A 23378-nucleotide genomic window follows, 5' to 3' on the forward strand; every position below is an offset into this window, starting at 1 on the left:
TCAGAGATGACCGTGATTTACCAGACCACCATCACCCGTATCGGCGAGAGCGCGCCGGACGCGCTCTGCGACAGGATGCTGATTACCTTTCGTGAAGGCGCGCCGGCGGATATCGAAGCGTTTTGCTTTATCCACTGCCACGGCGAGCTGAACGGCACGCTGCAACCCGGCGCACAGTTTCAGTTGGGTGAGCATCGCTATCCGGTGACTGCTGTGGGCAGCGTGGCCGAGCAGAATCTGCGTGAACTGGGGCATATCACCCTGCGCTTCGACGGGCTGAACGAGGCGGAATTTCCCGGCACCGTACACGTTGCGGGGCCAGTACCGGACGACATCGCGCCGGGCTGTATTTTGAAGTTTGTGGCTTAAAGGTTTAAGGAGAGAAAAATGAATCAGGTTGCCGTTGTCATTGGTGGAGGCCAGACCCTGGGGGCCTTCCTCTGCCGTGGGCTTGCAGAGGTTGGTTATCGCGTCGCCGTTGTCGATATTCAGAGTGATAAAGCCGCAAATGTGGCGCAGGAGATTAACGCCGCGTTTGGCGAAGGCATGGCGTACGGTTTTGGCGCCGATGCCACCAGCGAGCAGAGCGTTCTGGCGCTCTCTCGCGGAGTCGATGAAATTTTTGGCCGGGTTGATCTGCTGGTCTACAGCGCGGGCATCGCCAAAGCGGCGTTTATCAGCGATTTTCAACTCGGCGATTTCGACCGCTCGCTACAGGTGAATCTGGTGGGGTATTTCCTTTGCGCTCGCGAATTCTCCCGCCTGATGATCCGCGACGGCATTCAGGGACGCATTATCCAGATCAACTCCAAGTCCGGGAAAGTGGGCAGTAAACACAACTCCGGCTATAGCGCGGCGAAGTTCGGCGGCGTGGGCTTAACCCAGTCGCTGGCGCTGGATCTGGCAGAATACGGCATTACCGTGCATTCGCTGATGCTTGGCAACCTGCTGAAATCACCGATGTTCCAGTCGCTGCTGCCGCAATACGCCGCCAAGCTTGGCATCAAGCCGGACGAAGTGGAGCAGTATTACATCGACAAAGTTCCGTTAAAACGCGGCTGCGATTATCAGGACGTACTGGACATGCTGCTGTTTTACGCCAGCGCGAAGGCGTCGTACTGCACCGGACAGTCCATCAATGTAACCGGCGGTCAGGTGATGTTTTAAGAGGTATGATTGCCCGGTGGCGCTGCGCTTACCGGGCCTACGAATATTATGTAGGCCGGATAAGGCGCAGCCGCCATCCGGCAAAATCAAAGGAGCGCATTATGGTTTCCGCACTGATCACCGTCGCCGTTATCGCCTGGTGTGCGCAACTGGCGCTGGGCGGCTGGCAAATCTCCCGCTTTAACCGGGCGTTTGACAAACTTTGCCAACGAGGGCGAGTGGGCGTCGGGCGCTCCGGCGGACGCTTTAAACCGCGAGTGGTGGTCGCCATCGCTCTGGATGACCAGCAGCGCGTCACGGATACCTTATTCATGAAAGGTCTCACCGTCTTTGCCCGACCGGTTAAAATTCCCGCAATACAGGGCAAACATCTTGATGAATTACAGCCTGATGTGATCTTTCCCCATGATTCGCTCTCACAGAATGCACTATCATTAGCGCTTAAACTGAAACATGGGTAATTTCGTTGTGAATGCTAATTGCTTGCGAAATTATCATTTCACAACTTATACATCAGTCAGGGTAATTACGCCTATGAAACCACGTCAGCGTCAGGCTGCTATTCTGGAGCATCTGCAAAAGCAGGGAAAATGCTCGGTTGAGGAGTTGGCCCAGTACTTTGACACCACGGGCACCACCATTCGCAAAGACCTGGTCATTCTGGAAAATGCCGGAACCGTTATTCGCACGTATGGCGGCGTGGTGTTGAATAAAGATGAATCCGACCCGCCTATCGATCACAAAACGCTGATCAACACCCATAAAAAGGCGTTGATCGCACAAGCGGCCGTCCAGTTTATCCACGATGGCGACTCCATCATCCTTGATGCCGGAAGCACCGTGTTGCAGATGGTGCCGATGCTTACCCGCTTTAGCAATATCACCGTCATGACCAACAGCCTGCACATTGTTAACGCCCTTTCGGAGCTGGACAACGAGCAGACCATCCTGATGCCCGGCGGCACATTCCGCAAAAAATCTGCGTCATTTCACGGTCAGCTGGCAGAAAACGCCTTTGAGCAGTTCAGTTTTGATAAACTGTTCATGGGCACCGACGGCATCGATCTCAATGCCGGAGTGACCACCTTTAACGAGGTCTATACCGTCAGCAAAGCGATGTGCAATGCCGCGCGCGAAGTGATTCTGATGGCGGACTCCTCAAAATTTGGGCGTAAAAGCCCCAACGTTGTGTGCAGTCTGGAAAGCGTCGACAAACTGGTTACCGACGCGGGTATCGACCCCGCGTTTCGTCAGGCGCTGGAAGCAAAAGGGATTGAAGTGATCATAACCGGAGAAACCAATGAGTGATGCATTACTGAACGCGGGTCGCCAGACATTACTGCTGGAGTTACAGGAAGCAAGCCGTCTGCCGGAACGCCTGGGCGATGATTTTGTCCGTGCCGCCAATACTATCCTCCACTGCGAAGGCAAAGTGATTGTCTCCGGTATTGGCAAGTCAGGCCATATCGGCAAAAAAATCGCCGCGACTCTCGCCAGTACAGGAACGCCCGCGTTCTTTGTCCACCCGGCAGAAGCGTTACATGGCGATCTCGGCATGATCGAAAGCCGGGACGTGATGCTGTTCATCTCCTATTCCGGCGGTGCGAAAGAGCTGGATCTCATTATTCCGCGCCTGGAAGATAAATCGATAACCCTGCTGGCGATGACCGGAAAGCCGACCTCCCCGCTAGGTCTGGCGGCAAAGGCTGTGCTGGATATCTCCGTTGAGCGTGAAGCCTGCCCGATGCACCTGGCGCCGACCTCCAGCACCGTCAACACCCTGATGATGGGCGACGCGCTGGCTATGGCGGTGATGCAGGCGCGCGGTTTCAATGAAGAGGATTTCGCCCGTTCACACCCTGCCGGGGCGCTGGGCGCGCGTCTGCTCAACAAAGTCCATCACCTGATGCGCCGTGACGATGCGGTGCCGCAGGTTCAGCTCACCACCAGCGTGATGGACGCCATGCTGGAGCTGAGCCGTACCGGGTTAGGTCTGGTTGCGGTATGCGACGCGCAGCGCGTTGTGAAAGGCGTCTTTACCGACGGCGACCTGCGCCGCTGGCTGGTTGGCGGCGGCACGCTGGCTACGCCGGTCAGCGAAGCGATGACCCACAACGGCATTACGTTGCAGGAGCAGAGCCGCGCCATCGATGCCAAAGAACTTCTGATGAAGCGCAAGATCACCGCCGCGCCGGTGGTGGATGAAAACGGTAAACTCACCGGCGCAATCAACCTGCAAGACTTCTACCAGGCAGGCATCATCTAACTTTTCAGCCCCAGACGCTTCGCCAGCCGATGCAGGTTGGCGACGTCTGTCTCCAGCGCCCGCGCGCAGGCGGCCCAGTTGTGGTTATTTTGCGCTAACGCACGGCGAATCATCTCCCGCTGGAAAGCCTCGGTCGCGTCGCGCAAATTGTGATTTGCCGGTAGCGTCGGCGTACTGTCGTCAGGCAGGGCGGGAGAAACCTCCTCCTGTAAGGCAAAATGCTGCGCTTCCAGCACCACCTCATCCCCCGCCCGGGTCGCTCTTGCCAGAACCACCGCACGGTGGATCGCATGTTCCAGTTCGCGAACGTTCCCCGGCCAGCCATAGCTCAGCAGATGGCTACGCGCCCCCGGGCTCAGCACCACGCGGGAAAGCCCCAGCCGCAGGCGGCACTGTTCGCAAAAATACCCGGCCAGCAAGACCACATCCTCACCACGCTCACGCAGCGGCGGCACGGAGAGCGGGAACACGCTCAAACGGTGGAACAGGTCGGCGCGAAAACGCCCGGCCAGCACCTCTTCGCGTAAGTCGCGGTTAGTCGCCGCCAGCACGCGCACGTCAACGCGCAGGCTGCGATCGTCCCCGACGCGTTGAATATCGCCATACTGCAAAACGCGCAGCAGTTTCGCCTGCAACGCCAGCGACAGCTCGCCGATCTCATCAAGAAACAGCGTGCCGTTATCGGCCATTTCGAACTTACCGCTACGGTTGCTGATTGCCCCGGTAAACGCCCCTTTGACGTGGCCGAAAAGCTCGCTCTCCGCCACGCTTTCCGGCAGCGCGGCGCAGTTCAGATACACCAGCGGGTTCACCGCCCGTGGCGAGCCTTCGTGAATCGCTTTCGCCACCAGCTCTTTCCCGGTTCCCGTTTCGCCGCTGATCAGCACGTTGAGATCCGACCCCGCCACAATCTCAATCTCTTTTTTCAACTGCATCATATTTGGCGACAGGCCGATCATCTGCGTTTCTTTCACCTGTTCGAAAGAGGCGGAAGATCCCGGCAACATATTCTGGCTTTCTAATTGCTCAATAAGCAGCGCATTGCTCAGCGCCCCCGCCGCCAGCGCTGCGATGAGCCGCAGTTCTTCATCGCTGAAAACATCAAACTGATCGGGTTCCATGCCGTCAAGCGTGAGTGCGCCAATCAGGGTTTGCCCGGCGAACAGCGGCAGCCCGATACAGGCGTGTACCTTCAGACTCTCCTGATCCGGGATCAGTCCGTCATACGGGTCCGGCAGGTCGCTGTCGGCCGGAAAACGCACCACATCCCCGGCACGGGCAATGGCTTCCAGTCGCGGGTGCCCTTCCAGAGTGAAGCGCCTGCCCAGTACATCCTGCGCCAGACCGTCGATCGCCAGCGGAATAAACTGCCGCCCCTCATAGCGCAGCAGCGCCGACGCATCGCACTCCAGCACCTGACGCAGCGTGGTGATCAGGCGCTGAAAGCGGTCCTGATGCCCGATACCACTTTGTAATTCAATGGCGATGCCCGCCAGGACATCAACTGAAAAGCTCATGGCTACCTCATTGTCATTTTGACAATTAATAGTGTCATATTGACAATTAATTGAATAGTCTTTTTGACTACCATTTTATGAGTATAAATTTTTTAATTATTTAAAATCAATCAGTTAAAAAGTTGGCACGCATCCTGCTATTAGCAATACATCTTTCTTAAAAAAACTGTATTTACTGAGGTTGCTATGTCTATTCTGGTTAAAAATAACATTCATTGGGTTGGCCAACGTGACTGGGAAGTTCGTGATTTTCACGGGACCGAATATAAAACGCTGCGCGGCAGCAGCTACAACAGCTATCTCATCCGTGAAGAAAAAAATGTTCTGATCGATACCGTAGACCATAAATTCAGCCGCGAATTCGTGCAAAACCTGCGTAGCGAAATCGACCTGGCCGACATTGATTACATCATTATTAACCATGCGGAAGAAGACCACGCGGGCGCGCTGACCGAACTGATGGCGCAAATCCCGGATACGCCGATCTACTGCACCGCAAACGCCATTGACTCCATTACCGGTCACCACCATCACCCGGAATGGAACTTTAACGTCGTAAAAACAGGCGACACGCTGGATATCGGCAACGGCAAGCAGCTGATTTTTGTTGAAACCCCGATGCTGCACTGGCCGGACAGCATGATGACCTACATGACGGGCGACGCGGTACTGTTCAGTAACGACGCCTTTGGTCAGCACTACTGTGACGAACGTCTGTTCAACGATGAAGTCGATCAGACCGAGCTGTTCGAGCAGTGCCAGCGTTACTACGCCAACATCCTGACGCCGTTCAGCCGTCTGGTCACGCCAAAAATCACCGAAATCCTCGGCTTCAACCTGCCGGTAGATATGATTGCCACCTCCCACGGTGTGGTATGGCGCGACAACCCAACCCAGATCGTTGAACTGTATCTGAAATGGGCGGCGGATTATCAGGAAGATCGCATCACCATTTTCTACGACACCATGTCCAACAACACCCGCATGATGGCCGACGCGATTGCGCAAGGCATCAACGAAGTTGATCCGAACGTGGCGGTGAAAATCTTTAACGTCGCACGCAGCGATAAAAACGAAATTCTGACCAACGTGTTCCGTTCCAAAGGCGTGCTGGTCGGTACTTCTACGATGAACAACGTGATGATGCCGAAAATCGCCGGTCTCGTTGAAGAGATGACTGGCCTGCGCTTTCGTAACAAACGCGCCAGCGCTTTCGGTTCCCACGGCTGGAGCGGCGGCGCGGTAGACCGTCTGTCCACCCGTCTGCAAGATGCCGGCTTCGAGATGTCACTGAGTCTGAAAGCGAAATGGCGTCCTGATATTGATGCCCTGGAACTTTGCCGCCAGCACGGCCGCGATATTGCCCGTCAGTGGGCGCTCGCTCCGCTGCCGGAAACAAATGTGAAAGCGACAACCCAGGAAGAAGAGTGCGCCTGTGCCGCCGCCGCTGCGGCTGACCTCGGCCCAAGCATGCAGTGCAGCGTGTGCCAGTGGATTTACGACCCTGCAAAAGGTGAGCCGTTGCAGGATGTCGCGCCGGGTACGCCGTGGAGCGACGTACCGGATAACTTCCTGTGCCCGGAATGCTCATTAGGTAAAGACGTCTTTGATGTGTTGGCAACGGAGGCAAAATGAGCCGGGGAATTGTCATTATTGGTTCGGGCTTCGCCGCCCGCCAGTTAGTCAAAAACATCCGTAAACAGGACGCGACCGTAGCGCTGACCCTGATTGCCGCTGACAGTATGGACGAGTACAACAAACCCGACCTCAGTCACGTCATCAGCCAGGCGCAGCGCGCCGACGACCTCACCCGCCAGTCGGCGGGTGAGTTTGCCGAACAGTTTAATCTTCGTCTGTTCCCACACACCTGGATTACGGACATTGATGCCGACGCCCATGTGGTAAAAAGCCAGGACAAGCAATGGCAGTTCGACAAACTGGTACTGGCGACAGGGGCATCAGCCTTTGTTCCGCCGGTTGCCGGACGTGAGTTAATGCTCACACTGAATAGCCAACAGGAGTATCGCGCCTGTGAAACGCAACTGCGTGACGCACAGCGCGTACTGATCGTCGGCGGCGGTTTGATTGGTAGCGAACTGGCAATGGATTTCTGCCGTGCGGGTAAAGCCGTCACGCTGATTGACAATGCCGCCAGCATTCTGGCCTCGCTGATGCCGCCGGAAGTGAGCAGCCGTTTGCAGCATCGTCTGACCGATATGGGCGTACATCTGCTGCTGAAATCGCAGTTGCAGGGTCTGGAGAAAACCGCTACCGGTATTCGCGCCACGCTGGATCGCGATCGTCAGGTAGAGGTGGATGCGGTCATCGCCGCGACCGGCCTGCGCCCGGAAACCGCGCTGGCGCGCCGTGCCGGGTTGACCATCAACCGTGGCGTCTGCGTTGACAGCTATCTGCAAACCAGCCACCCGGATATTTATGCGCTGGGAGACTGCGCGGAAATTAACGGTCAGGTTCTGCCTTTCCTGCAACCGATTCAGTTAAGCGCCATGTATCTGGCGAAAAATCTGCTCGGCGGGAACGCGCCGCTGAAGCTGCCCGCCATGCTGGTGAAAATCAAAACGCCGGAATTGCCGTTACATCTTGCAGGCGAAACCCAGCGTTGCGACCTGAACTGGCACATTGCGGCGGAGTCCGAAGGGATGGTCGCCCGAGGCATAAATACCGAAGGTCAGCTTTGCGCCTTTGTGGTGAGCGAAGACCGCATGAAGGAGGCCTTTGCGCTGCTGAAAACGCTGCCCGCGTAAGTTCATTGTGCCGGATGGCGGCTGGCCTGCAAATCATGACGCCGTAGGCCTGATAAGCGCAGCGCCATCAGGCAATGTTCGAACATCTTTGCCGGATGGCGGCGTAAACGCCTGATCCGGCCTACGGGAAGCGCCTGTTTGTACGTCGCCATCCGGCGATACTGCCACTGATTTATTAACCTCACGCACACGGAAGTGCGCTGCTGCTTGTCGGTATGCCCCGACACGTTTCGCCCCGCCAGTCCCGGGGTTTTTTTTTATTTTTGCGCAAGCTCGCGCGCTGCGGCGATCGCTCCCTGCCCTAACGACACTCCCCCATCCCCGGCCGGTAAACGCTGCGGGAACAGTAAGGTAAAATCAGCAAGACAGAACGCCAGACGCCTGCACAGCAAGCGGTTATGCAGCACGCCACCGCCGAATACCAGCGTGGTGATCCCGCGTGCGGTCGCCTCCTGGCGCAGCAGCGCGGCGAACCCATGCGCCAGCGCGTCGTGAAAGGCCCACGCCCGCTCCTCGGGAGCGGCCTGCCAGTTCAGCCACTGCCGCCAGAACGTGGCTAAATCCAGCTGGTTGTTTTTAACCGGCATCGTCACCGGATGTTCAACGCGATTGCATCGCGAAGCCAGCGCCTCCAGCGCACAGGCCGCTTCTCCTTCATAACTGAGTGTGTCAGGCGCGCAGCCTGATGCGGCGGCGACGGCATCGAACAGGCGTCCGCACGACGACGCCAGCGGGGCGTTGATTCCGCGCTCAATGGCCCGCGCCAGCACGTTCCACTGCTGTTGTTGCAGCGCAGCCGTTTCTGGATAGTCCCGCCAGTCAGGAACAAAGCGCAGACACTGCGCCAGCAGGTTGCGCCAGGGCTGCTTCGCGGCGAGATCGCCGCCCGCCAGCGCGACGGCGGGCAGGCCGCCAAGATGCTCGCATTCACGGTAATTAACGCGTAAACACTCCCCGCCCCACAGCGCGCCGCCCTCTCCCATACCGATGCCGTCGAGCGTCAGGGCAATCACATCGCCGCCGTTCAACGGCCAGCCGTGCTCGACCATGCATGCCGCCGCATGCGCATGGTGGTGCAATACCGTTTCGGTCGGAAGCGTCATCTCGCTGGCCCACTGACTGGAAACGTAGCCCGGATGCGCGTCGCAGACAACGCGTTGCGGCGTAAAATCGTAAATGTTCTGAATCAAACGCAGCGCGTCACGCCACTGCGTTTGAATACCGTCATCGCTGAGATCCCCCAGATGCTGGCTTACCACCGCCTGCTCGCCGCGCACCAGGCAGAAGGTATTTTTCAGATCGGCGCCCAGACAAAGCATCGGCGGCACATCGCGAAATCCCGGCGGCAGCGCGATCGCATCCGGCACATAGCCCCGCGAACGGCGTAGCATTTCGCCGCTGTCACGCACTACCGAGTCATCCATTCGCTGCACGATATCGCGGTTGTGCAACAGAAAACCGTCGGCGATCGCCTTCAGGTCGTCCAGCGCCTGTTGGTTAGTGATGGCTGGCGGTTTACCGCTAAGGTTGCCGGAGGTCATCACCAGCGGACAATTCAGCGCCTGTAAAAGCAGATGCTGGAGCGGATTCGCGGGCAGCATTACCCCCACTTCCGCCAGCCCCGGCGCGATCCCCTCGCACAGCGACGCGACATGCTGTTTATCCACCAGTACGATGGGGGCGGCCGGCGTAGTCAGCAGTCGGCGCGCCGCATCCGGCAAGCCTTCCGCATCCGGCAACATTACCGCCAGCGGTTTCGCAGGGCGGCGTTTACGCGCCCGCAGCATCGCCACCGCCTCATCGTTTTGCGCATCGCAGGCCAGATGAAAGCCGCCAATACCTTTGATGGCGACAATGCCCCCCGCTTTTAACATCGCGACGGCAGCCTGTAGCGCGGCGTCTTTTTCTGCCCGAGCACTACCAGAGCGCCACGCCAGATGCGGGCCGCAGGCCGGGCAGGCAACAGGCTGGGCGTGGAAACGTCGGTCGTATGGATCGCGATATTCCGTCGCACACTTCCTGCACAACGGAAACGATGCCATCACGGTAAACGGACGGTCGTAAGGCATCGCACGAATGATCGTAAAACGCGGGCCGCAGTGGGTACAGTTGATAAAAGGGTAACGGTAGCGCCGCTCGTCGGGCGTATTCATTTCGGCGAGACAGGCCGGGCATGTGGCCGCATCGGGCACAATTTGCGTATTCATCGTTCCGCCCGCACTCTGGCGGATGGAGAAATCGGCAGGCAGTTGAGACCAGGCAAACGGCTCGCTCTCGACGCTGTCAATACGGGCCAGCGGCGGGCAATGTTGATGTAACTGCACAATAAACTCCGCCGGATCTTCCTGTAAGCGCACAACCACACCGTCACCGTCGTTACACACGTCGCCATGCAGTTGTAACCGCTGCGCCAGTTGCCAGACGTAGGGGCGAAATCCGACGCCCTGTACCTTGCCACGAATACGCAGCTGTACGCCGGAGTGGTTGTTTATTGTCATGAAGTCGTTCCCGCAGTCATCTATCCCGGTTTGCCTGATGGCGCTACGCTTATCAGGCCTACGGGGATACGAACAGTAGGCCGGATAAGGCAAGGCCGCCATCCGGCATGAATACCGCCGTATTTTACGCGGTTTTTCAGGAATCAGAAAAGCAAAGACGCGGAGGAGTCCAGCGCCGCACGGCGACGTTTTTCCGCGCTCAGTTGTTCAAGTTTGTTGCGATCGACGCAAATCAGCGCGTGGGTCGGACAGGCTTCCATACAGGCAGGGCCGGCCTCGCGGTGGTGGCAAAGGTCGCATTTGTTGGCCTCCGCTTTTTCCGCCCGGACGTTCAGGCCCGCGCCGCTGTTGCGAATCACCGGACGCACAACCACTTCCATCGCGCCGTATGGGCAAGCGACCACGCAGGTTTTACAGCCAATGCAACGCTCCTGCATCACATGTACGAAACCTTTATCACGGCTGATGGCGCCGTTCGGGCAGACGTTGGCGCACGGCGCGTCTTCACACTGGCGGCACAGCGTCGCCGTGGAGACATTTACACCTTTGATCACATGGATGCGGGGTAAGAAAGTTTCAGGGGTCAGCGACGCGCAGTCCTGGTTTTCCTGATGAGACACCACACAGGCCACTTCACAGGTACGGCAACCAATGCATTTATTGGCGTCGGCAATGATGAAACGGTTCATCAAATTCTCCAGCAATGACAGATTATGTGCCGAAACATTCATAAATCGTGCCAGTTTTTAACTGATTGTTATCGCTTGATATTTGATGATGACGTTGTGACCAGGCACTGTCATCGTCACGAATGACGATGACAAATGACAATGTAAAGCGGGATCAGCGGGCAGGCAGCGGCGCTGCCGAATCGCGCAGGATCAGCGCACCGGTAAAGGTTTTTGGCGGCGTAAATTCACCGCCGTCCAGCATGAAGATAAGACGTCCAATCGTCTCCTGAATCATCTCCGTGACCGGAATTTTAACGCTGGAAAGCGCCGGGATGGTATAGGGCGCCATCGCAATGTCGTCGAATCCGATGACCGAGGTCTGCGCAGGCACGCTCATGCCACGCTCGTGTAACTGTTTGATGGCGCCAATCGCCATATCGTCATTACTGGCTACCAGCGCGGTAAAACTCACCTTGCGCGCCAGAAGCGTATCCACCCCTTCAGCACCGCTGGCGGGCGTCCACTTTCCGTTGACAATCAATTCGTTATTGATAGCGATGCCGTGTCGCGTCAATGCGTCTTTATACCCTGAGAGACGCTCCACGCCGGTAGGGGAATCCATCGAACCGGTGATAAACGCAATCTCGCGATGCCCCCCGGCGATCAACTGTTCCACCGCGTTAAAACTGGTCTGCTTCTGGTCGCAATAAACGCAGTGGCTGCTGTTTCTTCGCAGCCGACGGTTAAGCACCATAATGGGCTGGGCGTGTGAGTCGATAATGTCGTCAATCTCATCCACGCTGAGAAAACGGGGATAAATCATAATGGCGTCGCAGCGCAGATCGAGCAGATACTGAATCGCCTGACGCTCTTCTTCCGCGCTGTGTTTGCCGTCCGCGAGCAGAAGCTGACGCCCCTTATCCTCTGCCATCCGCGCCGTATGAAACAGCAGCTCGCTAAAATAAACGCCGTGGTAAAGGGTGTTCGTCACCACCAGACCGAGGGTCTGCGTTTTCTTCGCCGCCAGACTGCGCGCTAACAAATTGGGTCGATAGCCGCTCTCTTCAATGGCCTGAAACACGCGGTCTTTGGTCTCCTGGCTGACGTAGCCGTTACCTGAAAGCACCCGGGAAACCGTCGCTTTCGACACCCCGGCCCGCTTCGCCACCTCCAGCATCGTCGTCATATTACTCATCCATTAGCACTCAATGACACGCAGTGTACTTCACCGTACCGTTGTTGTCCTTGATGGTAAATCACCGCCCAAAACAACAAGTGATCATTCTCACAATTATAAAAAATGATCAAGTTGTGATCTTGTGTCATTCAGTGAAACTATTCATGATTTTGTGGAACCGGTTTCCTATTTTGCGTTTCATTGCCCACGTTTTTTTAGCGAAAAGGCGTAAGACGATAAAACTACCCTATTGATAAAACAGGATAAAATCCGATGTCTAAGAATTATGCGGCACTGGCGCGCTCCGTGGTGACGGCGCTGGGCGGTGTGGATAACATCACCGCCGTGACACACTGCATGACGCGTCTGCGTTTCGTTCTCAAAGATGACGCGCAGGTCGACAGCGCGACGTTGAAAACCCTCAGCGGCGTTCTCGGCGTGGTTCGCAGCGACAACCAGTGTCAGGTGATTATCGGCAACACCGTTTCACAGGCGTATCGCGAAGTCGTTAGTCTGCTGCCGACCGATATGCAGCCCGCAGCGCCCGTCGGCAAACCTAAACTCACCTTTAAACGCATCGGCGCGGGAATACTTGACGCGCTGATCGGCACCATGTCCCCGCTGATCCCGGCGATTATCGGCGGATCGATGCTGAAACTGCTGGCCATGATCCTCGAAATGACGGGGCTGCTGGAAAAAGGCGCCTCCACGCTGACCATCCTGACGGTGATTGGCGACGGCGCGTTCTTCTTCCTGCCGCTGATGGTGGCGGCGTCAGCGGCAATCAAGTTCAAAACAAACATGTCGCTGGCGATTGCCATCGCAGGCGTGCTGGTTCACCCGAGTTTTATCGACCTGATGGCGAAAGCCGCCGAAGGTGAACACGTTGAATTTGCCCTGATCCCGGTGACGGCGGTGAAATACACCTACACGGTGATCCCGGCGCTGGTGATGACATGGTGTCTTTCATATATCGAACGCTGGGTGGATCGCATTACCCCAGCCGTCACGAAAAACTTCCTGAAACCAATGCTGATCGTCCTGATCGCCGCCCCGCTCGCCATTGTTTTAATCGGCCCAATCGGGATCTGGATCGGTAGCGCCATCTCCGCGCTGGTTTACACCATTCACGGCTATCTGGGCTGGCTTTCCGTCGCCATCATGGGCGCGCTGTGGCCGCTGCTGGTCATGACCGGGATGCACCGCGTCTTTACCCCAACCATCATCCAGACCATTGCTGAAACCGGCAAAGAAGGCATGGTCATGCCGTCTGAAATTGGCGCTAACCTGTCGCTGGGCGGCTCCTCTCTGGCCGTCGCATGGAAAACCAAAAACCCGGAACTGCGCCAGACGGCGCTTGCCGCCGCCGCTTCCGCAATTATGGCGGGGATCTCCGAACCGGCGCTGTACGGCGTGGCGGTACGTCTGAAGCGTCCGCTGATTGCGAGCCTGATCAGCGGCTTTATCTGCGGCGCGGTGGCAGGTATGGCGGGGCTTGCCAGCCACTCGATGGCGGCGCCGGGCCTGTTCACCAGCGTCCAGTTCTTCGACCCGGCGAACCCGATGACCATCGCCTGGGTGTTTGGCGTGATGGCGCTGGCCGTGGTGCTCTCTTTTGTTCTGACGCTGCTCCTCGGCTTTGAAGATATCCCCGTGGAAGACGCAGCCGCGCAGGCAAGAAAAAACCAGGCCGCGCAACCGACTACTGCAAAAGAAGCCAGCATCTGACTGGCGCATATTGAGGATGACTATGTCTGTATTTCCGCAAGGATTTTTATGGGGCGGCGCACTGGCCGCCAACCAGTCTGAAGGGGCATACCGGGAAGGCGGCAAAGGGCTGAGCACCGTCGATATGATCCCGCACGGCGAGCACCGTATGCCGGTCAAACTGGGGCTGGAGAAACGCTTTCAACTGCGGGATGACGAATTTTATCCTAGCCATGACGCGATTGATTTTTACCATCGCTATAAAGACGATATCGCCCTGATGGCGGAGATGGGCTTCACGGTGTTTCGCACCTCGATCGCCTGGAGCCGTCTCTACCCTGACGGCGATGAGCTGACGCCGAACGAAGAAGGCATCGCGTTTTATCGCGCGGTGTTTGAAGAGTGTAAAAAGTACGGTATTGAGCCGCTGGTCACGCTGTGCCACTTCGATGTGCCGATGCACCTGGTGACGGAGTACGGCTCCTGGCGCAATCGCAAAATGGTGGAATTCTTTACCCGCTACGCGCGAACCTGCTTTGAAGCCTTTGATGGTCTGGTGAAATACTGGCTGACGTTCAACGAAATCAACATCATGCTGCACAGCCCATTCTCCGGCGCGGGCCTGGTGTTTGAGGAAGGTGAAAATCAGGATCAGGTGAAGTATCAGGCCGCGCATCACGAGCTGATTGCCAGCGCGCTGGCGACCCAAATCGCCCATGAGGTCAACCCGCAAAACCAGGTCGGCTGTATGCTGGCGGGGGGCAATTTTTATCCGTACTCCTGTAAACCGCAGGACGTCTGGACCGCGCTGGAGAAAGACCGCGAAAACTTGTTCTTTATTGATGTGCAGGCGCGCGGCGCTTACCCGGCCTATTCCGCCCGCGTTTTTCGCGAGAAAGGCGTGGTGATTGAAAAAGCCCCGGAAGACGACGCTATCCTGAAGAACACCGTCGATTTCGTCTCGTTTAGCTACTACGCGTCACGCTGCGCCTCAGCGGAGATGAACGCCAATAACACCAACGCCGCCAACGTGGTGAAATCGCTGCGCAATCCGCACCTTGACGTCAGCGAATGGGGCTGGGGGATTGACCCGCTTGGTCTGCGCATCACTATGAATATGATGTATGACCGCTACCAGAAGCCGCTGTTTCTGGTGGAAAACGGCCTCGGCGCGAAAGATGAGCCGGACGCGAAAGGTGAGATCCATGATGATTACCGCATCCGCTACCTGCGTGAGCATATTCGGGCGATGGCCGACGCCATTGAAGACGGCGTGCCGCTGATGGGTTACACCACCTGGGGCTGCATCGATCTGGTGTCCGCCTCGACAGGCGAAATGAGCAAACGCTACGGGTTTGTGTATGTCGACCGTGACGACGCTGGCAACGGCACGCTGGCGCGTACCCGCAAAAAATCATTCTGGTGGTACAAGAAAGTGATTGCGAGTAACGGGGAAGATCTGGCGTAGCCCGTTTTGCCGGGTGGCGGCTTCGCCTTACCCGGCCTACAAAACCGTAGGCCCGGTAAGCGTAGCGCCACCGGGCACCTGCTCAGAGCGGAGAAAATCCCCCGTCGCCAACCCACTCTGCAAGCCTTGAATAAACCACTTCCACCGCCTCTTTCACCAGCGGCGTCATCGGATAATAAAAGCCAACGATATCCGGCTGGATGCCGAGGAAAGTCACGTCGCCAACGTCCTCTTTCAGCTGATCCACCAGGTAATTCAACGGCATATTGTGGGTGGTCATCATAAACATTTCGGCGATGTCATCCGGGTCGATGATGCGGATCTCGCCCGGATTCAGCCCCATGTCGGTCGCATCGACAATCAGCAGACGATCCGGGCGCAGTTCGCGGATCGCGACAATATCGTTCTCCGGCGCGCTGCCGCCGTCAATAACAACCCAGTTGCCTTTAGGCTGCGCGGCGCACATCTCGGCCAGCAGTGGCCCGGCGCCGTCATCGCCCATCATACTGTTGCCGACGCACAATAAAACATCAGTCACGGTGTCTCCTCACCATCAGATAGATGGCGCTTTCCTGATGAATATCGTGGAGCATACTCAGCATCAGCTTGCTCCACGCCTGCTGTTGCGGGTTTTGCGCAGCGAGCGCGCTGTCGAAAGCGCGCGCCAGCATTTGCACATGGTTAAAATCGATGACGATCTCGCCGTACTTCGGCACGCCTTCCATTTTACGTCTGGCCTCGCTCCCCTCTTCCAGAGTCGCAATCCACGCCAGATAATCCTCCCACGGGCAGGTTAACGCCGCTTCCAGGCAGTCGATGACCCCAAGGTGGTGGCCAATCGCCAGGCTGTAATAGACAACCTGCTGCGCCTCGGCGGGCGTCGCATCGTTCTCATCAATAAACTTACGGCTCAGTTGACTGAACACCACCGTTTCACTCATCGGATACGCGCCTCTTCAACCACATGATTCAGGTGAGTGACGATCTCGGTCAGACGCGGATCGTTTTCCGCTTCCAGCCAGCGCGCCACCTGATGTTCACCCTGCCCCAGTTGGGTCAGGTAATCATCGGCGATCTGACGGCCATAGCGATAACCCGCCAGACGACGCGCCGCGCGATCCACCTTCACGCGCAGCGGCTGCACCATATCGGGATGCAGAATCTCTGCCGCCTGCTCGTCCAGTTCTCCCGGCGCGCGGGCGTGAATTTTCTGTTCCAGCAAACCCAGCGCCATCGCGAAACCGTACAACGTTGCCGCAGGCGTCGGCGGGCAGCCCGGAATGTAGACATCCACCGGTACGATTTTGTCGGTGCCGCCCCAGACGCAGTACAGGTCGTGGAAGATACCGCCGCTGTTGCCGCAGGCGCCGTAAGAGATACAGATTTTTGGGTCCGGCGCGGACTGCCAGGCGCGCAGCGCCGGAGAACGCATCGCGCGCGTCACCGCCCCGGTGAACAGCAGAATATCCGCATGACGCGGCGACGGGACGACTTTGATGCCAAAACGTTCGGCGTCAAACAGCGGAGAAAGGGTGGCAAAAATTTCGATTTCGCAGCCGTTGCAGCCACCGCAGTCCACGCGGTAGACATACGCCGAACGCTTAATGTTTTTCAGCAAAGACGCCTTCATGCTGGCGATGGATTCATCCACCGTCATCGGCAGAGGGATGCCGTTGGCGTCGCGTGGGCCTAATAAATTGCTCATCAGCTGGCCTCTTTCATATGGCGAGTCAGTTCAATACGGTCGGACGGCACCAGGCATTTCTGACGCTTGCAGTCCGGGCAGGTCTCAAAGCTTTCACGGTGATGTTCCGCGCGGCTGTCGCCATTGTGTTTCAGCAGCGCGATGGCGTAATCAATCTCTTTCTGCACCGCGAAAGGACGGTTGCACACGCGGCAATTGCACAGCGTAAAGCGGGACTGTTGCAGAAAGTCCGCTTTCTTCCACACCGCCAGCTCATATTCCTGCGAGAGTTTAATCGCCGCCGTCGGGCACACTTCTTCACAGCGGGCGCAAAAGATGCAACGCCCGAGGTTGAACTGCCAGGCCAGCTCGCCGGTAACAAGGCAGGTTTCAACCGTCAGCGCATTCGACGGGCAGGCATTGACGCAGGCTGCGCAGCCAATACACTGCTGCGGGTTATGCTCCGGTTTGCCACGGAAGTTTTTATCGACCGCAATCGGCTCCAGCGGATACGACGACGTCGGCGCGCCGGTTTTGATAACTTTTTTGATAAAGGTAAACATGGCGATTCCTTATTTCAGCGGCGAGTTTTTACGCTCAATGCTGTAGCGCTCAAGTTCTTTGTACGGCACGACTTTGCTCTTCTTCTTACGCACATCCACCACGGTCATGCGGTCGGTACAGGAGTAGCAAGGGTCGAGGCTACCGATGATCAGAGGCGCGTCGGAGACCGTGTTACCGCGCAGCATATAGCGCAGGGTCGGCCAGTTGGCGTAGGTCGCCGCACGGCAGCGCCAGCGGTACAGCTTCTGGTTGTCGCCAGTCATACTCCAGTGGATGTCATCCCCGCGCGGCGCTTCGGCAAAGCCCAGCGCAAAACGGTGTGGAATATAGGTAAAGCCTTCCACCATCAGCGGGCCGCCCGGCAGGTTGTCCAGGCCGAAATCGATCATGTTCAGCGCGGTGTACACTTCGTTGATGCGCACTTTCAGACGGGAGATGACGTCACAGCCCTGCTCGCTATGCACTTCCATCGGCAGCAGGCCGTAGCCGACAAACGGGTGATCGGCGCGGGTATCGCGGGCGTGACCGCTGGCGCGCACCATCGGCCCTACGTTACTGAAGTCGCGGGCGATTTCCGGGTCGAGGCGCCCAATGCCGACGGTGCGCTGCTCCATGTTCGGCGTGCTGAGCAGCATATCCACCAGTTCCTGCACCTCGCGGCGCATCTGCTGCGCCAGTTGACGGGTCTGGATCATGTCCTCTTTCAGCAGATCGCGACGAATCCCGCCGATCAGGTTCAGACCGTAGGTTTTACGCGCCCCGGTAAGGATCTCCGCCATCTTCATCGACGTTTCACGCACGCGGAAGAACTGCATAAAGCCGGAGTCAAAGCCGGTGAAGTGACAGGCCAGGCCGAGGTTCAGCAGGTGTGAATGCAGGCGCTCCACCTCCAGCAGAATGGCACGGATCATCTGCGCGCGTTCCGGCACCACGATCCCCATCGCATTCTCGACGGAGGTGGTATAGGCGGTGCTGTGAGCAAAGCCGCAAATGCCGCACACGCGGTCCGACAGGAAGGTGACTTCGTTGTAGCCCATGCGGGTTTCCGCCAGTTTCTCCATGCCGCGATGGACGTAGAACAGGCGGTAATCGGCGTCGATAATGTTTTCGCCGTCAACAAACAGGCGGAAGTGACCCGGTTCATCAGAGGTGACGTGCAGCGGGCCGATCGGCACCACGTTGTTTTTCTTGTCACCCAGCTCGTTGATAAATTCGTAGGTTTCGGCATCGGTGGTCGGCGCCGGGCGTTGACGGTAATCCATGCTGTCTTTACGCAGCGGATAGAGTTCATCCGGCCAGTCATCCGGCAGCACCAGGCGGCGTTCATCAGGCAGGCCGACCGGGATCAGGCCATACATGTCGCGCACTTCGCGTTCGCCCCACACCGCAGCAGGCACGCGCGGCGTCACGGACGGAAACTCCAGTTTGTTGGCATCGACTTCAACGCGCACGGTAATCCAGCACTTCGTCCCCTGCTCCATCGACAGCACGTAGTAAACGGCATAGTGGCCGCACAGCTGGCGTTCGTCGTTGCCAAACAGTACCGAGAGCCATCCGCCCTGTTTGTAGTAGAGAAACTCCACCACTTCCGGCAGGTAGTTCACCTTCACGGTGAGGGTCAGCTGATCTTTGGTCTGCCAGGCTTCGTCCAGCACCACGCCCGGAAAAGCCTGGTGCAGCGCCGCAAGGTATTGTTGACCTAATTTTTCTTCAGACATGCTCAAACTCTCTTAAATCACGCCACCAGCAAGGAGACGAATGCTAAAAACGCAAACCCAAAACCGGCCCAGGTCACGCGTGAAGTGGCGCAAAAACGCAGGCGCGCCATGCTGTTTTCGAACAGGGCAATCACCAGTACGCCAGCGATCAGCTTGACGATGGCAATCACCAGCGCCAGCAGCAGCCCACCCGCGCTGAAGGTTTCCATCTGTCCCCACGGCAGGAATACGCCGACAAACATTTGCAGCACCACCAGCTGTTTCAGGCTGATGCCCCACTTCAGCACCGCGAAGCCGCTGCCGCTGTATTCGGTCAGTGGGCCTTCCTGCAACTCCTGCTCCGCTTCCGCCAGATCGAACGGCAGTTTGCCCATCTCGATAAAGGTGGCGAACGCGCAGGCGCACAGCGCCAGCATCAGCGGAATGCTGCGCGCTGCCGGCCAGTGGTAAATCGTGTCGGTGATATTGCTGATGTGTGTGGAACCGGCCACCTGCGCCGCCACCCACAGGCCGAGCAGCAGGATTGGCTCCACCAGTACGCCGAGCATCGCTTCGCGGCTTGCGCCGATCGCGGTAAACGGACTCCCGGTATCCAGACCGGCAATAGAAAAGAAGAAGCGGGCGATCGCAAAGAGGTAGATCAGGGTGATCAGATCGCCCAACTGCGGCAACGGCGAACCAACCGTCACCACCGGCAGCGCGGTGGCGATAGTCAGCATGACGCCGACCATCACAAACGGCGTCAGGCGAAAGACCCAGCCGGAATCGGCAGGCGCAACGCTCTGGCGCCCCAACAGCTTGATCAGGTCGCGATACTCCTGCAAAACGCCCGGCCCGCGACGATTGTGCAACCGGGCACGCGCCACGCGGGTAATACCGGACAGCAGCGGCGCTGCGGCGAATAACACCAGCGCCTGAATTAACGGATATAACACACTCATTCTCAGGCTCCTCGTGAAACCACAATCACCACCAGCACCGCCAGCTCAATCAGCGCCAGGCGGCGGAACAGAACCGGTGCCGCCGCATTCTGCCAGCCCGGAACCAGCGATACCGGGTTAAGCCATTTACGCAACTTAAGTACCGGGGCAAAGACCTCTTTCACCGGCATGGCGAAACCGTGGGCGGTAATCACCATCGACTGCTCGTGGTCGTAGCCACAGACCCAGGCCGCGCCGCGTGAACGCGACGGCAGACGGTTGCCTTTGAAAATCGCCATGATGATGAACGGCAGCAGCGGACAGGCGATCAGCAGCAGCGTAATCATCGGCTGAGAAACGGTGGTGTTCGCCGTCTCCAGCGGCAGCGGGACGGCAGCGGAGATCAGCGGCAGCAGCCACGGCGCGGCAACGCCGCCCAGCACGCAGCAAATGGCCAGCGCGACGACGCTCACCCCCATCAGGATTGGCGCGCAGCAGGCGTTTTCCGCCTCTTTGGTACGCGGCGCGCCGAGGAAAGTGACGCCATAGACTTTCGCCATACACATCACCGCCAGTGCACCGGTAATCGCCAGCCCCACGGCCAGCAACGGCCCTAACAGACGGCCAATGAACGCGCCGCTGTTGCCCAGTTTGAAGAAGGACTGATAGATAACCCACTCACCGGCAAACCCGTTCAGCGGCGGCAGCGCGGCCATCGCCATCAGGCCAATCAGCATCGCGACAGAAATCACCGGCATACGCTTGCCGATGCCGCCCAGTTTTTCGATGTCGCGGTGCCCGGTACGGAACCAAATGCTGCCCGCGCCCAAAAACAGCACGCTTTTGAACAGGCTATGGTTGACCAGATGATAGAGACCACCGGTCAGGCCGAGCGCAATCAGCGCCGGTTGATTAAGGGCGATACCGGTGACGCCCGCGCCCAGACCGAGCAGGATAATGCCGATGTTTTCCAGAGTGTGGTACGCCAGCAGACGCTGAATGTTATGTTCCATCAGCGCATACAGACCGCCGACAAACGCGGTGATCATGCCGAGCACCAGCAGCAGAACGCCCCACCACAGCGGCGCATTGCCGCCAATCAGCGATAAAGAGAGAATGCCCAGCAGACCCATTTTCATCACCACGGTAGAGAACAGGGCCGCCGCCGGCGCGCTGGCGTTGGCATGCGCCTGCGGCACCCAACCGTGCAGCGGGATAATCCCGGCCAGCAGACCAAAACCGACTACGCCGAGCAGCCAGATGTCAGAACCGAGCGGCAGCGCCTGGGCGCGCAGATCGAGCAGACGCAGCTCCAGCGTGCCGTAACGCTGCCACACCAGCCAGCAGGCGACAGCCAGCAGCAGCGTACCGATACGCCCCAGCGCAAACCACAGTTTGCCCTCTTTGCTGCAACCGGTAAGAAACACCGCGCACAGCGCCATGATTTCCGCCATCACCACCAGCGTGCCGAGATTGCTGGCGACGACCGCGCAAACTGCCGCCGCCATCAGCAGGTTTACCAGCAGCCCGTTGGCTAACACCTGTGGGTGACGATGCCAGTCGATGTTGTACAGGCTGACGAACAGCCCGCACAGCCCCAGCGTAATCAGCCAGATGGCGTTGAGCGGGGTGATTTGTAAACCATGACCGATCAACGGCATCACGCCGCTGACCGCTGTCGCATTCACCAGGACGGAAACACCCGCCGCCGCGGTATACAGACTGCCGACCGCGCCGCCGACACCAGCGACCCAGCCGCTCAGCGCTTTATGAAAAGAAAACAGAAATGCCAGTACGGCCGCCGCCGCGAACCAGGCCACACCGCTATTGATCAGTGAAATTGCGTTCATTTTGCCTCCCCACTTTGCGCCTGCTGAAACAAGGTGAGATTGCCAAAATCGGTGTTGAAGGTCAGCTCACGTTTGCGCTTGCTGGCGCGGGCGATATCCATGTTATTCACCAGGTGTAACGCGTTGGTCGGACACATCCGCACGCAGGCCGGGCCTTGTTCGTCGAAGCTGCACAGATCGCATTTGACCGCGATGGCGCGCACGCCCGGCACCCAGTCCAGCAGCGTGCTGACGCGTGCCGGCGCGGGAGGCGCCGGCGGGGCTTTCGGTGAATTGGCATTCGCCGGAATATGCAGCGGACGGCTGCCGGAAAATTCAATCGCGCCGAACGGGCAGGCAATGCCACACAGCTTGCAGCTTACGCACAGGCTTTCATTCAGTTGTACGGCGCCGTCTACCCGATTGATGGCGTTCACCGGGCACACCACGGCACAGGGCGCATCTTCACAGTGGTGACACAGCTGCGGCGCGGATTCTTTTTCATTGAGCATCACTTTCAGCCGCGGCATTGATTGCAGGCCGTGCTGGCGATGCGTCTCTGAACAGGCTGCTTCACAGGTGTGGCAGCCAATACAGAGCGTGGAGTCAGCAATTACAAAACGATTCACCAGGCATTCCTCAGGTGATAGTCATTTTTGACGAAAACATGTCTGAAAAATGTCATTTTCGACACTTATCGACATTCCCATCCCCTCAAACATTCATATGCAGCGTGAAGCGCACGCCGCGAGTAACAACGGGCAGCGCCTCGTGCTTATGCCGCCGGGCTATTTCCCTTTACCAGTTGACGTAAATTCACCGGGCGATTGTTTTCCACGGCGGTGTATAAGCTGTCGTAAACGCTGGCGATTTTTTCGAGATAGTGCTCCAGCACCTGCTCGCGATCGCGGTTACTGACCTTCTCATCAACGAGACCGTCAATGGTCAATTGCGCTTGTGCAATCAACTGCTTATCTTCACCGTCTTTGGTTTCGACGTAATACTCGATGGTGTGGCTGTTAAAGCCGTCCGCCAGGGTGACGTAAATCGTGAAGTGCTCGAAAAGCACAAAGCACAGATCTTTGTCCGGCGCACAGCTCATGGCGTGATGCAGACGCGCTTTTGATAAGGTGATCCCCTGAACCAGTGAGTTGCAGTAGATTCGCCACTGGTCCAGCAGGCGATGATGCCGCTGCGCGATGTAATCAGCCTTTTCGCTTATTTCCCAAATAGTCATGTCAGGTTACCCGGTTAGCAGAGATAGCCAGCCTTAAGCATTTTCCATGCCAGTTTTTAAACCTTTATTTTTCATGATGATACAAAAACAGCCATCACGTTCGACGCTGTGACGACATGTCATTTCGTCATCGTCGTCATTGTCACAAGCAAGGGAAAAATAACTGGCATATTTATTGCTTATTCAGGGC

Annotated in this window: 23 protein-coding genes; 9 read left to right on the forward strand and 14 right to left on the reverse strand. The window is 57.7% G+C overall.

Going from position 1 to position 23378, the window contains the following annotated elements:
- Positions 1-6 precede the first annotated feature (6 nt).
- From srlB to gutQ, 5 genes are all read left to right on the forward strand, one after another.
- Complete coding sequence (gene srlB, locus CKO_RS17360; RefSeq protein WP_012134814.1) at positions 7-369, forward strand: PTS glucitol/sorbitol transporter subunit IIA; 363 nt, start codon at positions 7-9, stop codon at positions 367-369.
- Between the two features lie 18 nt (positions 370-387).
- Positions 388-1167: a sorbitol-6-phosphate dehydrogenase gene (gene srlD / locus CKO_RS17365; RefSeq protein ID WP_012134815.1), complete on the forward strand. Its 780-nt coding sequence runs from the start codon at positions 388-390 to the stop codon at positions 1165-1167.
- 101 nt (positions 1168-1268) lie between these two features.
- Positions 1269-1628, forward strand: a complete 360-nt coding sequence (gutM, locus tag CKO_RS17370; RefSeq protein ID WP_012134816.1) for a transcriptional regulator GutM — start codon at positions 1269-1271, stop codon at positions 1626-1628.
- A 73-nt stretch (positions 1629-1701) separates the two neighbouring features.
- Positions 1702-2475, forward strand: coding sequence for a glucitol operon DNA-binding transcriptional repressor SrlR (gene srlR, locus CKO_RS17375; RefSeq protein ID WP_012134817.1), 774 nt, complete (start codon positions 1702-1704; stop codon positions 2473-2475).
- Positions 2468-3433, forward strand: coding sequence for an arabinose-5-phosphate isomerase GutQ (gene gutQ / locus CKO_RS17380; RefSeq protein ID WP_012134818.1), 966 nt, complete (start codon positions 2468-2470; stop codon positions 3431-3433). The genes srlR and gutQ overlap by 8 nt, the downstream gene beginning before the upstream one ends.
- Here gutQ and norR read toward each other — a convergent pair.
- Positions 3430-4950 carry a nitric oxide reductase transcriptional regulator NorR gene (gene norR / locus CKO_RS17385; RefSeq protein WP_012134819.1) on the reverse strand — a complete coding sequence of 507 codons (1521 nt, stop codon included), beginning with the start codon at positions 4948-4950 and terminating at the stop codon, positions 3430-3432. The genes gutQ and norR overlap by 4 nt on opposite strands.
- 186 nt (positions 4951-5136) lie before the next feature.
- Here norR and norV point away from each other — a divergent pair, with 186 nt between their 5' ends.
- Together norV and norW are read left to right on the forward strand one after the other, a co-directional pair.
- Positions 5137-6585, forward strand: a complete 1449-nt coding sequence (gene norV / locus CKO_RS17390; protein WP_012134820.1) for an anaerobic nitric oxide reductase flavorubredoxin — start codon at positions 5137-5139, stop codon at positions 6583-6585.
- Entirely contained in the window at positions 6582-7715 is a 1134-nt protein-coding gene (norW, locus tag CKO_RS17395) for an NADH:flavorubredoxin reductase NorW (RefSeq protein ID WP_012134821.1), read from the forward strand. The genes norV and norW overlap by 4 nt, the downstream gene beginning before the upstream one ends.
- A 2-nt stretch (positions 7716-7717) precedes the next feature.
- Here norW and CKO_RS23400 read toward each other — a convergent pair whose 3' ends face one another.
- The 4 genes from CKO_RS23400 to CKO_RS17410 form a co-directional block, all read right to left on the reverse strand.
- On the reverse strand, positions 7718-7942 hold the full coding sequence (locus tag CKO_RS23400; protein WP_012134822.1) for a hypothetical protein: 225 nt from the start codon (positions 7940-7942) through the stop codon (positions 7718-7720).
- Between the two features lie 30 nt (positions 7943-7972).
- Positions 7973-10213: a carbamoyltransferase HypF gene (gene hypF / locus CKO_RS17400; RefSeq protein WP_024130888.1), complete on the reverse strand. Its 2241-nt coding sequence runs from the start codon at positions 10211-10213 to the stop codon at positions 7973-7975.
- A 143-nt stretch (positions 10214-10356) separates the two neighbouring features.
- Positions 10357-10902, reverse strand: a complete 546-nt coding sequence (hydN, locus tag CKO_RS17405; protein ID WP_024130889.1) for an electron transport protein HydN — start codon at positions 10900-10902, stop codon at positions 10357-10359.
- Positions 10903-11056: 154 nt separating this feature from the next.
- Complete coding sequence (locus tag CKO_RS17410; protein WP_024130890.1) at positions 11057-12070, reverse strand: LacI family DNA-binding transcriptional regulator; 1014 nt, start codon at positions 12068-12070, stop codon at positions 11057-11059.
- Positions 12071-12334: 264 nt separating this feature from the next.
- On the opposite strand from CKO_RS17410, the gene ascF reads away from it, so the two are divergent.
- Together ascF and CKO_RS17420 are read left to right on the forward strand one after the other, a co-directional pair.
- The gene (gene ascF, locus CKO_RS17415) at positions 12335-13789 is read left to right on the forward strand and encodes a PTS cellobiose/arbutin/salicin transporter subunit IIBC (RefSeq protein ID WP_012134826.1); all 1455 of its coding nucleotides are present in this window, start codon (positions 12335-12337) and stop codon (positions 13787-13789) included.
- Between the two features lie 22 nt (positions 13790-13811).
- Positions 13812-15236 carry a 6-phospho-beta-glucosidase gene (locus tag CKO_RS17420; RefSeq protein WP_024130891.1) on the forward strand — a complete coding sequence of 475 codons (1425 nt, stop codon included), beginning with the start codon at positions 13812-13814 and terminating at the stop codon, positions 15234-15236.
- Between the two features lie 82 nt (positions 15237-15318).
- On the opposite strand, the gene hycI is transcribed toward CKO_RS17420, so the two are convergent.
- The 9 genes from hycI to hycA all read right to left on the reverse strand — a co-directional run bounded on the left by hycI (position 15319) and on the right by hycA (position 23188).
- Positions 15319-15774, reverse strand: coding sequence for a hydrogenase maturation peptidase HycI (gene hycI / locus CKO_RS17425; protein ID WP_024130892.1), 456 nt, complete (start codon positions 15772-15774; stop codon positions 15319-15321).
- The gene (locus CKO_RS17430; protein ID WP_012134829.1) at positions 15767-16177 is read right to left on the reverse strand and encodes a formate hydrogenlyase maturation HycH family protein; all 411 of its coding nucleotides are present in this window, start codon (positions 16175-16177) and stop codon (positions 15767-15769) included. Before CKO_RS17430 ends, hycI begins: the two co-directional genes overlap by 8 nt.
- The gene (gene hycG, locus CKO_RS17435; RefSeq protein WP_012134830.1) at positions 16174-16941 is read right to left on the reverse strand and encodes a formate hydrogenlyase subunit HycG; all 768 of its coding nucleotides are present in this window, start codon (positions 16939-16941) and stop codon (positions 16174-16176) included. The genes CKO_RS17430 and hycG overlap by 4 nt, the downstream gene beginning before the upstream one ends.
- The gene (locus CKO_RS17440) at positions 16941-17483 is read right to left on the reverse strand and encodes a formate hydrogenlyase complex iron-sulfur subunit (RefSeq protein ID WP_012134831.1); all 543 of its coding nucleotides are present in this window, start codon (positions 17481-17483) and stop codon (positions 16941-16943) included. Before CKO_RS17440 ends, hycG begins: the two co-directional genes overlap by 1 nt.
- 9 nt (positions 17484-17492) lie before the next feature.
- Positions 17493-19202 carry a formate hydrogenlyase subunit HycE gene (hycE, locus tag CKO_RS17445; protein ID WP_012134832.1) on the reverse strand — a complete coding sequence of 570 codons (1710 nt, stop codon included), beginning with the start codon at positions 19200-19202 and terminating at the stop codon, positions 17493-17495.
- Positions 19203-19219: 17 nt separating this feature from the next.
- Positions 19220-20143 (reverse strand): respiratory chain complex I subunit 1 family protein, encoded by a 924-nt coding sequence (locus CKO_RS17450; protein ID WP_012134833.1) that lies wholly within the window; start codon positions 20141-20143, stop codon positions 19220-19222.
- 2 nt (positions 20144-20145) lie between these two features.
- Positions 20146-21972: a formate hydrogenlyase subunit 3 gene (hycC, locus tag CKO_RS17455; protein WP_012134834.1), complete on the reverse strand. Its 1827-nt coding sequence runs from the start codon at positions 21970-21972 to the stop codon at positions 20146-20148.
- Positions 21969-22580 carry a formate hydrogenlyase subunit HycB gene (hycB, locus tag CKO_RS17460; RefSeq protein ID WP_024130893.1) on the reverse strand — a complete coding sequence of 204 codons (612 nt, stop codon included), beginning with the start codon at positions 22578-22580 and terminating at the stop codon, positions 21969-21971. The genes hycC and hycB overlap by 4 nt, the downstream gene beginning before the upstream one ends.
- Positions 22581-22726: 146 nt before the next feature.
- A complete protein-coding gene (hycA, locus tag CKO_RS17465) occupies positions 22727-23188 on the reverse strand; it encodes a formate hydrogenlyase regulator HycA (protein WP_012134837.1) in 462 nt (153 codons plus the stop codon).
- Positions 23189-23378: the final 190 nt, after the last annotated feature.

The sequence above is a fragment of the Citrobacter koseri ATCC BAA-895 genome, from assembly GCF_000018045.1.
In the GTDB taxonomy this organism is placed as follows: Bacteria; Pseudomonadota; Gammaproteobacteria; order Enterobacterales; family Enterobacteriaceae; genus Citrobacter_B; species Citrobacter_B koseri.

Bases quoted from the DNA above. Each gene is read 5' to 3' on its own strand.
- srlB (WP_012134814.1), top strand. From the start codon at position 7: ATGACCGTGATTTACCAGACCACCATCACCCGTATCGGCGAGAGCGCG.
- srlD (WP_012134815.1), top strand. From the start codon at position 388: ATGAATCAGGTTGCCGTTGTCATTGGTGGAGGCCAGACCCTGGGGGCC.
- gutM (WP_012134816.1), top strand. From the start codon at position 1,269: ATGGTTTCCGCACTGATCACCGTCGCCGTTATCGCCTGGTGTGCGCAA.
- srlR (WP_012134817.1), top strand. From the start codon at position 1,702: ATGAAACCACGTCAGCGTCAGGCTGCTATTCTGGAGCATCTGCAAAAG.
- gutQ (WP_012134818.1), top strand. From the start codon at position 2,468: ATGAGTGATGCATTACTGAACGCGGGTCGCCAGACATTACTGCTGGAG.
- norR (WP_012134819.1), bottom strand. From the start codon at position 4,950: ATGAGCTTTTCAGTTGATGTCCTGGCGGGCATCGCCATTGAATTACAA.
- norV (WP_012134820.1), top strand. From the start codon at position 5,137: ATGTCTATTCTGGTTAAAAATAACATTCATTGGGTTGGCCAACGTGAC.
- norW (WP_012134821.1), top strand. From the start codon at position 6,582: ATGAGCCGGGGAATTGTCATTATTGGTTCGGGCTTCGCCGCCCGCCAG.
- hypF (WP_024130888.1), bottom strand. From the start codon at position 10,213: ATGACAATAAACAACCACTCCGGCGTACAGCTGCGTATTCGTGGCAAG.
- hydN (WP_024130889.1), bottom strand. From the start codon at position 10,902: ATGAACCGTTTCATCATTGCCGACGCCAATAAATGCATTGGTTGCCGT.
- CKO_RS17410 (WP_024130890.1), bottom strand. From the start codon at position 12,070: ATGACGACGATGCTGGAGGTGGCGAAGCGGGCCGGGGTGTCGAAAGCG.
- ascF (WP_012134826.1), top strand. From the start codon at position 12,335: ATGTCTAAGAATTATGCGGCACTGGCGCGCTCCGTGGTGACGGCGCTG.
- CKO_RS17420 (WP_024130891.1), top strand. From the start codon at position 13,812: ATGTCTGTATTTCCGCAAGGATTTTTATGGGGCGGCGCACTGGCCGCC.
- CKO_RS17430 (WP_012134829.1), bottom strand. From the start codon at position 16,177: ATGAGTGAAACGGTGGTGTTCAGTCAACTGAGCCGTAAGTTTATTGAT.
- hycG (WP_012134830.1), bottom strand. From the start codon at position 16,941: ATGAGCAATTTATTAGGCCCACGCGACGCCAACGGCATCCCTCTGCCG.
- CKO_RS17440 (WP_012134831.1), bottom strand. From the start codon at position 17,483: ATGTTTACCTTTATCAAAAAAGTTATCAAAACCGGCGCGCCGACGTCG.
- hycE (WP_012134832.1), bottom strand. From the start codon at position 19,202: ATGTCTGAAGAAAAATTAGGTCAACAATACCTTGCGGCGCTGCACCAG.
- CKO_RS17450 (WP_012134833.1), bottom strand. From the start codon at position 20,143: ATGAGTGTGTTATATCCGTTAATTCAGGCGCTGGTGTTATTCGCCGCA.
- hycC (WP_012134834.1), bottom strand. From the start codon at position 21,972: ATGAACGCAATTTCACTGATCAATAGCGGTGTGGCCTGGTTCGCGGCG.
- hycA (WP_012134837.1), bottom strand. From the start codon at position 23,188: ATGACTATTTGGGAAATAAGCGAAAAGGCTGATTACATCGCGCAGCGG.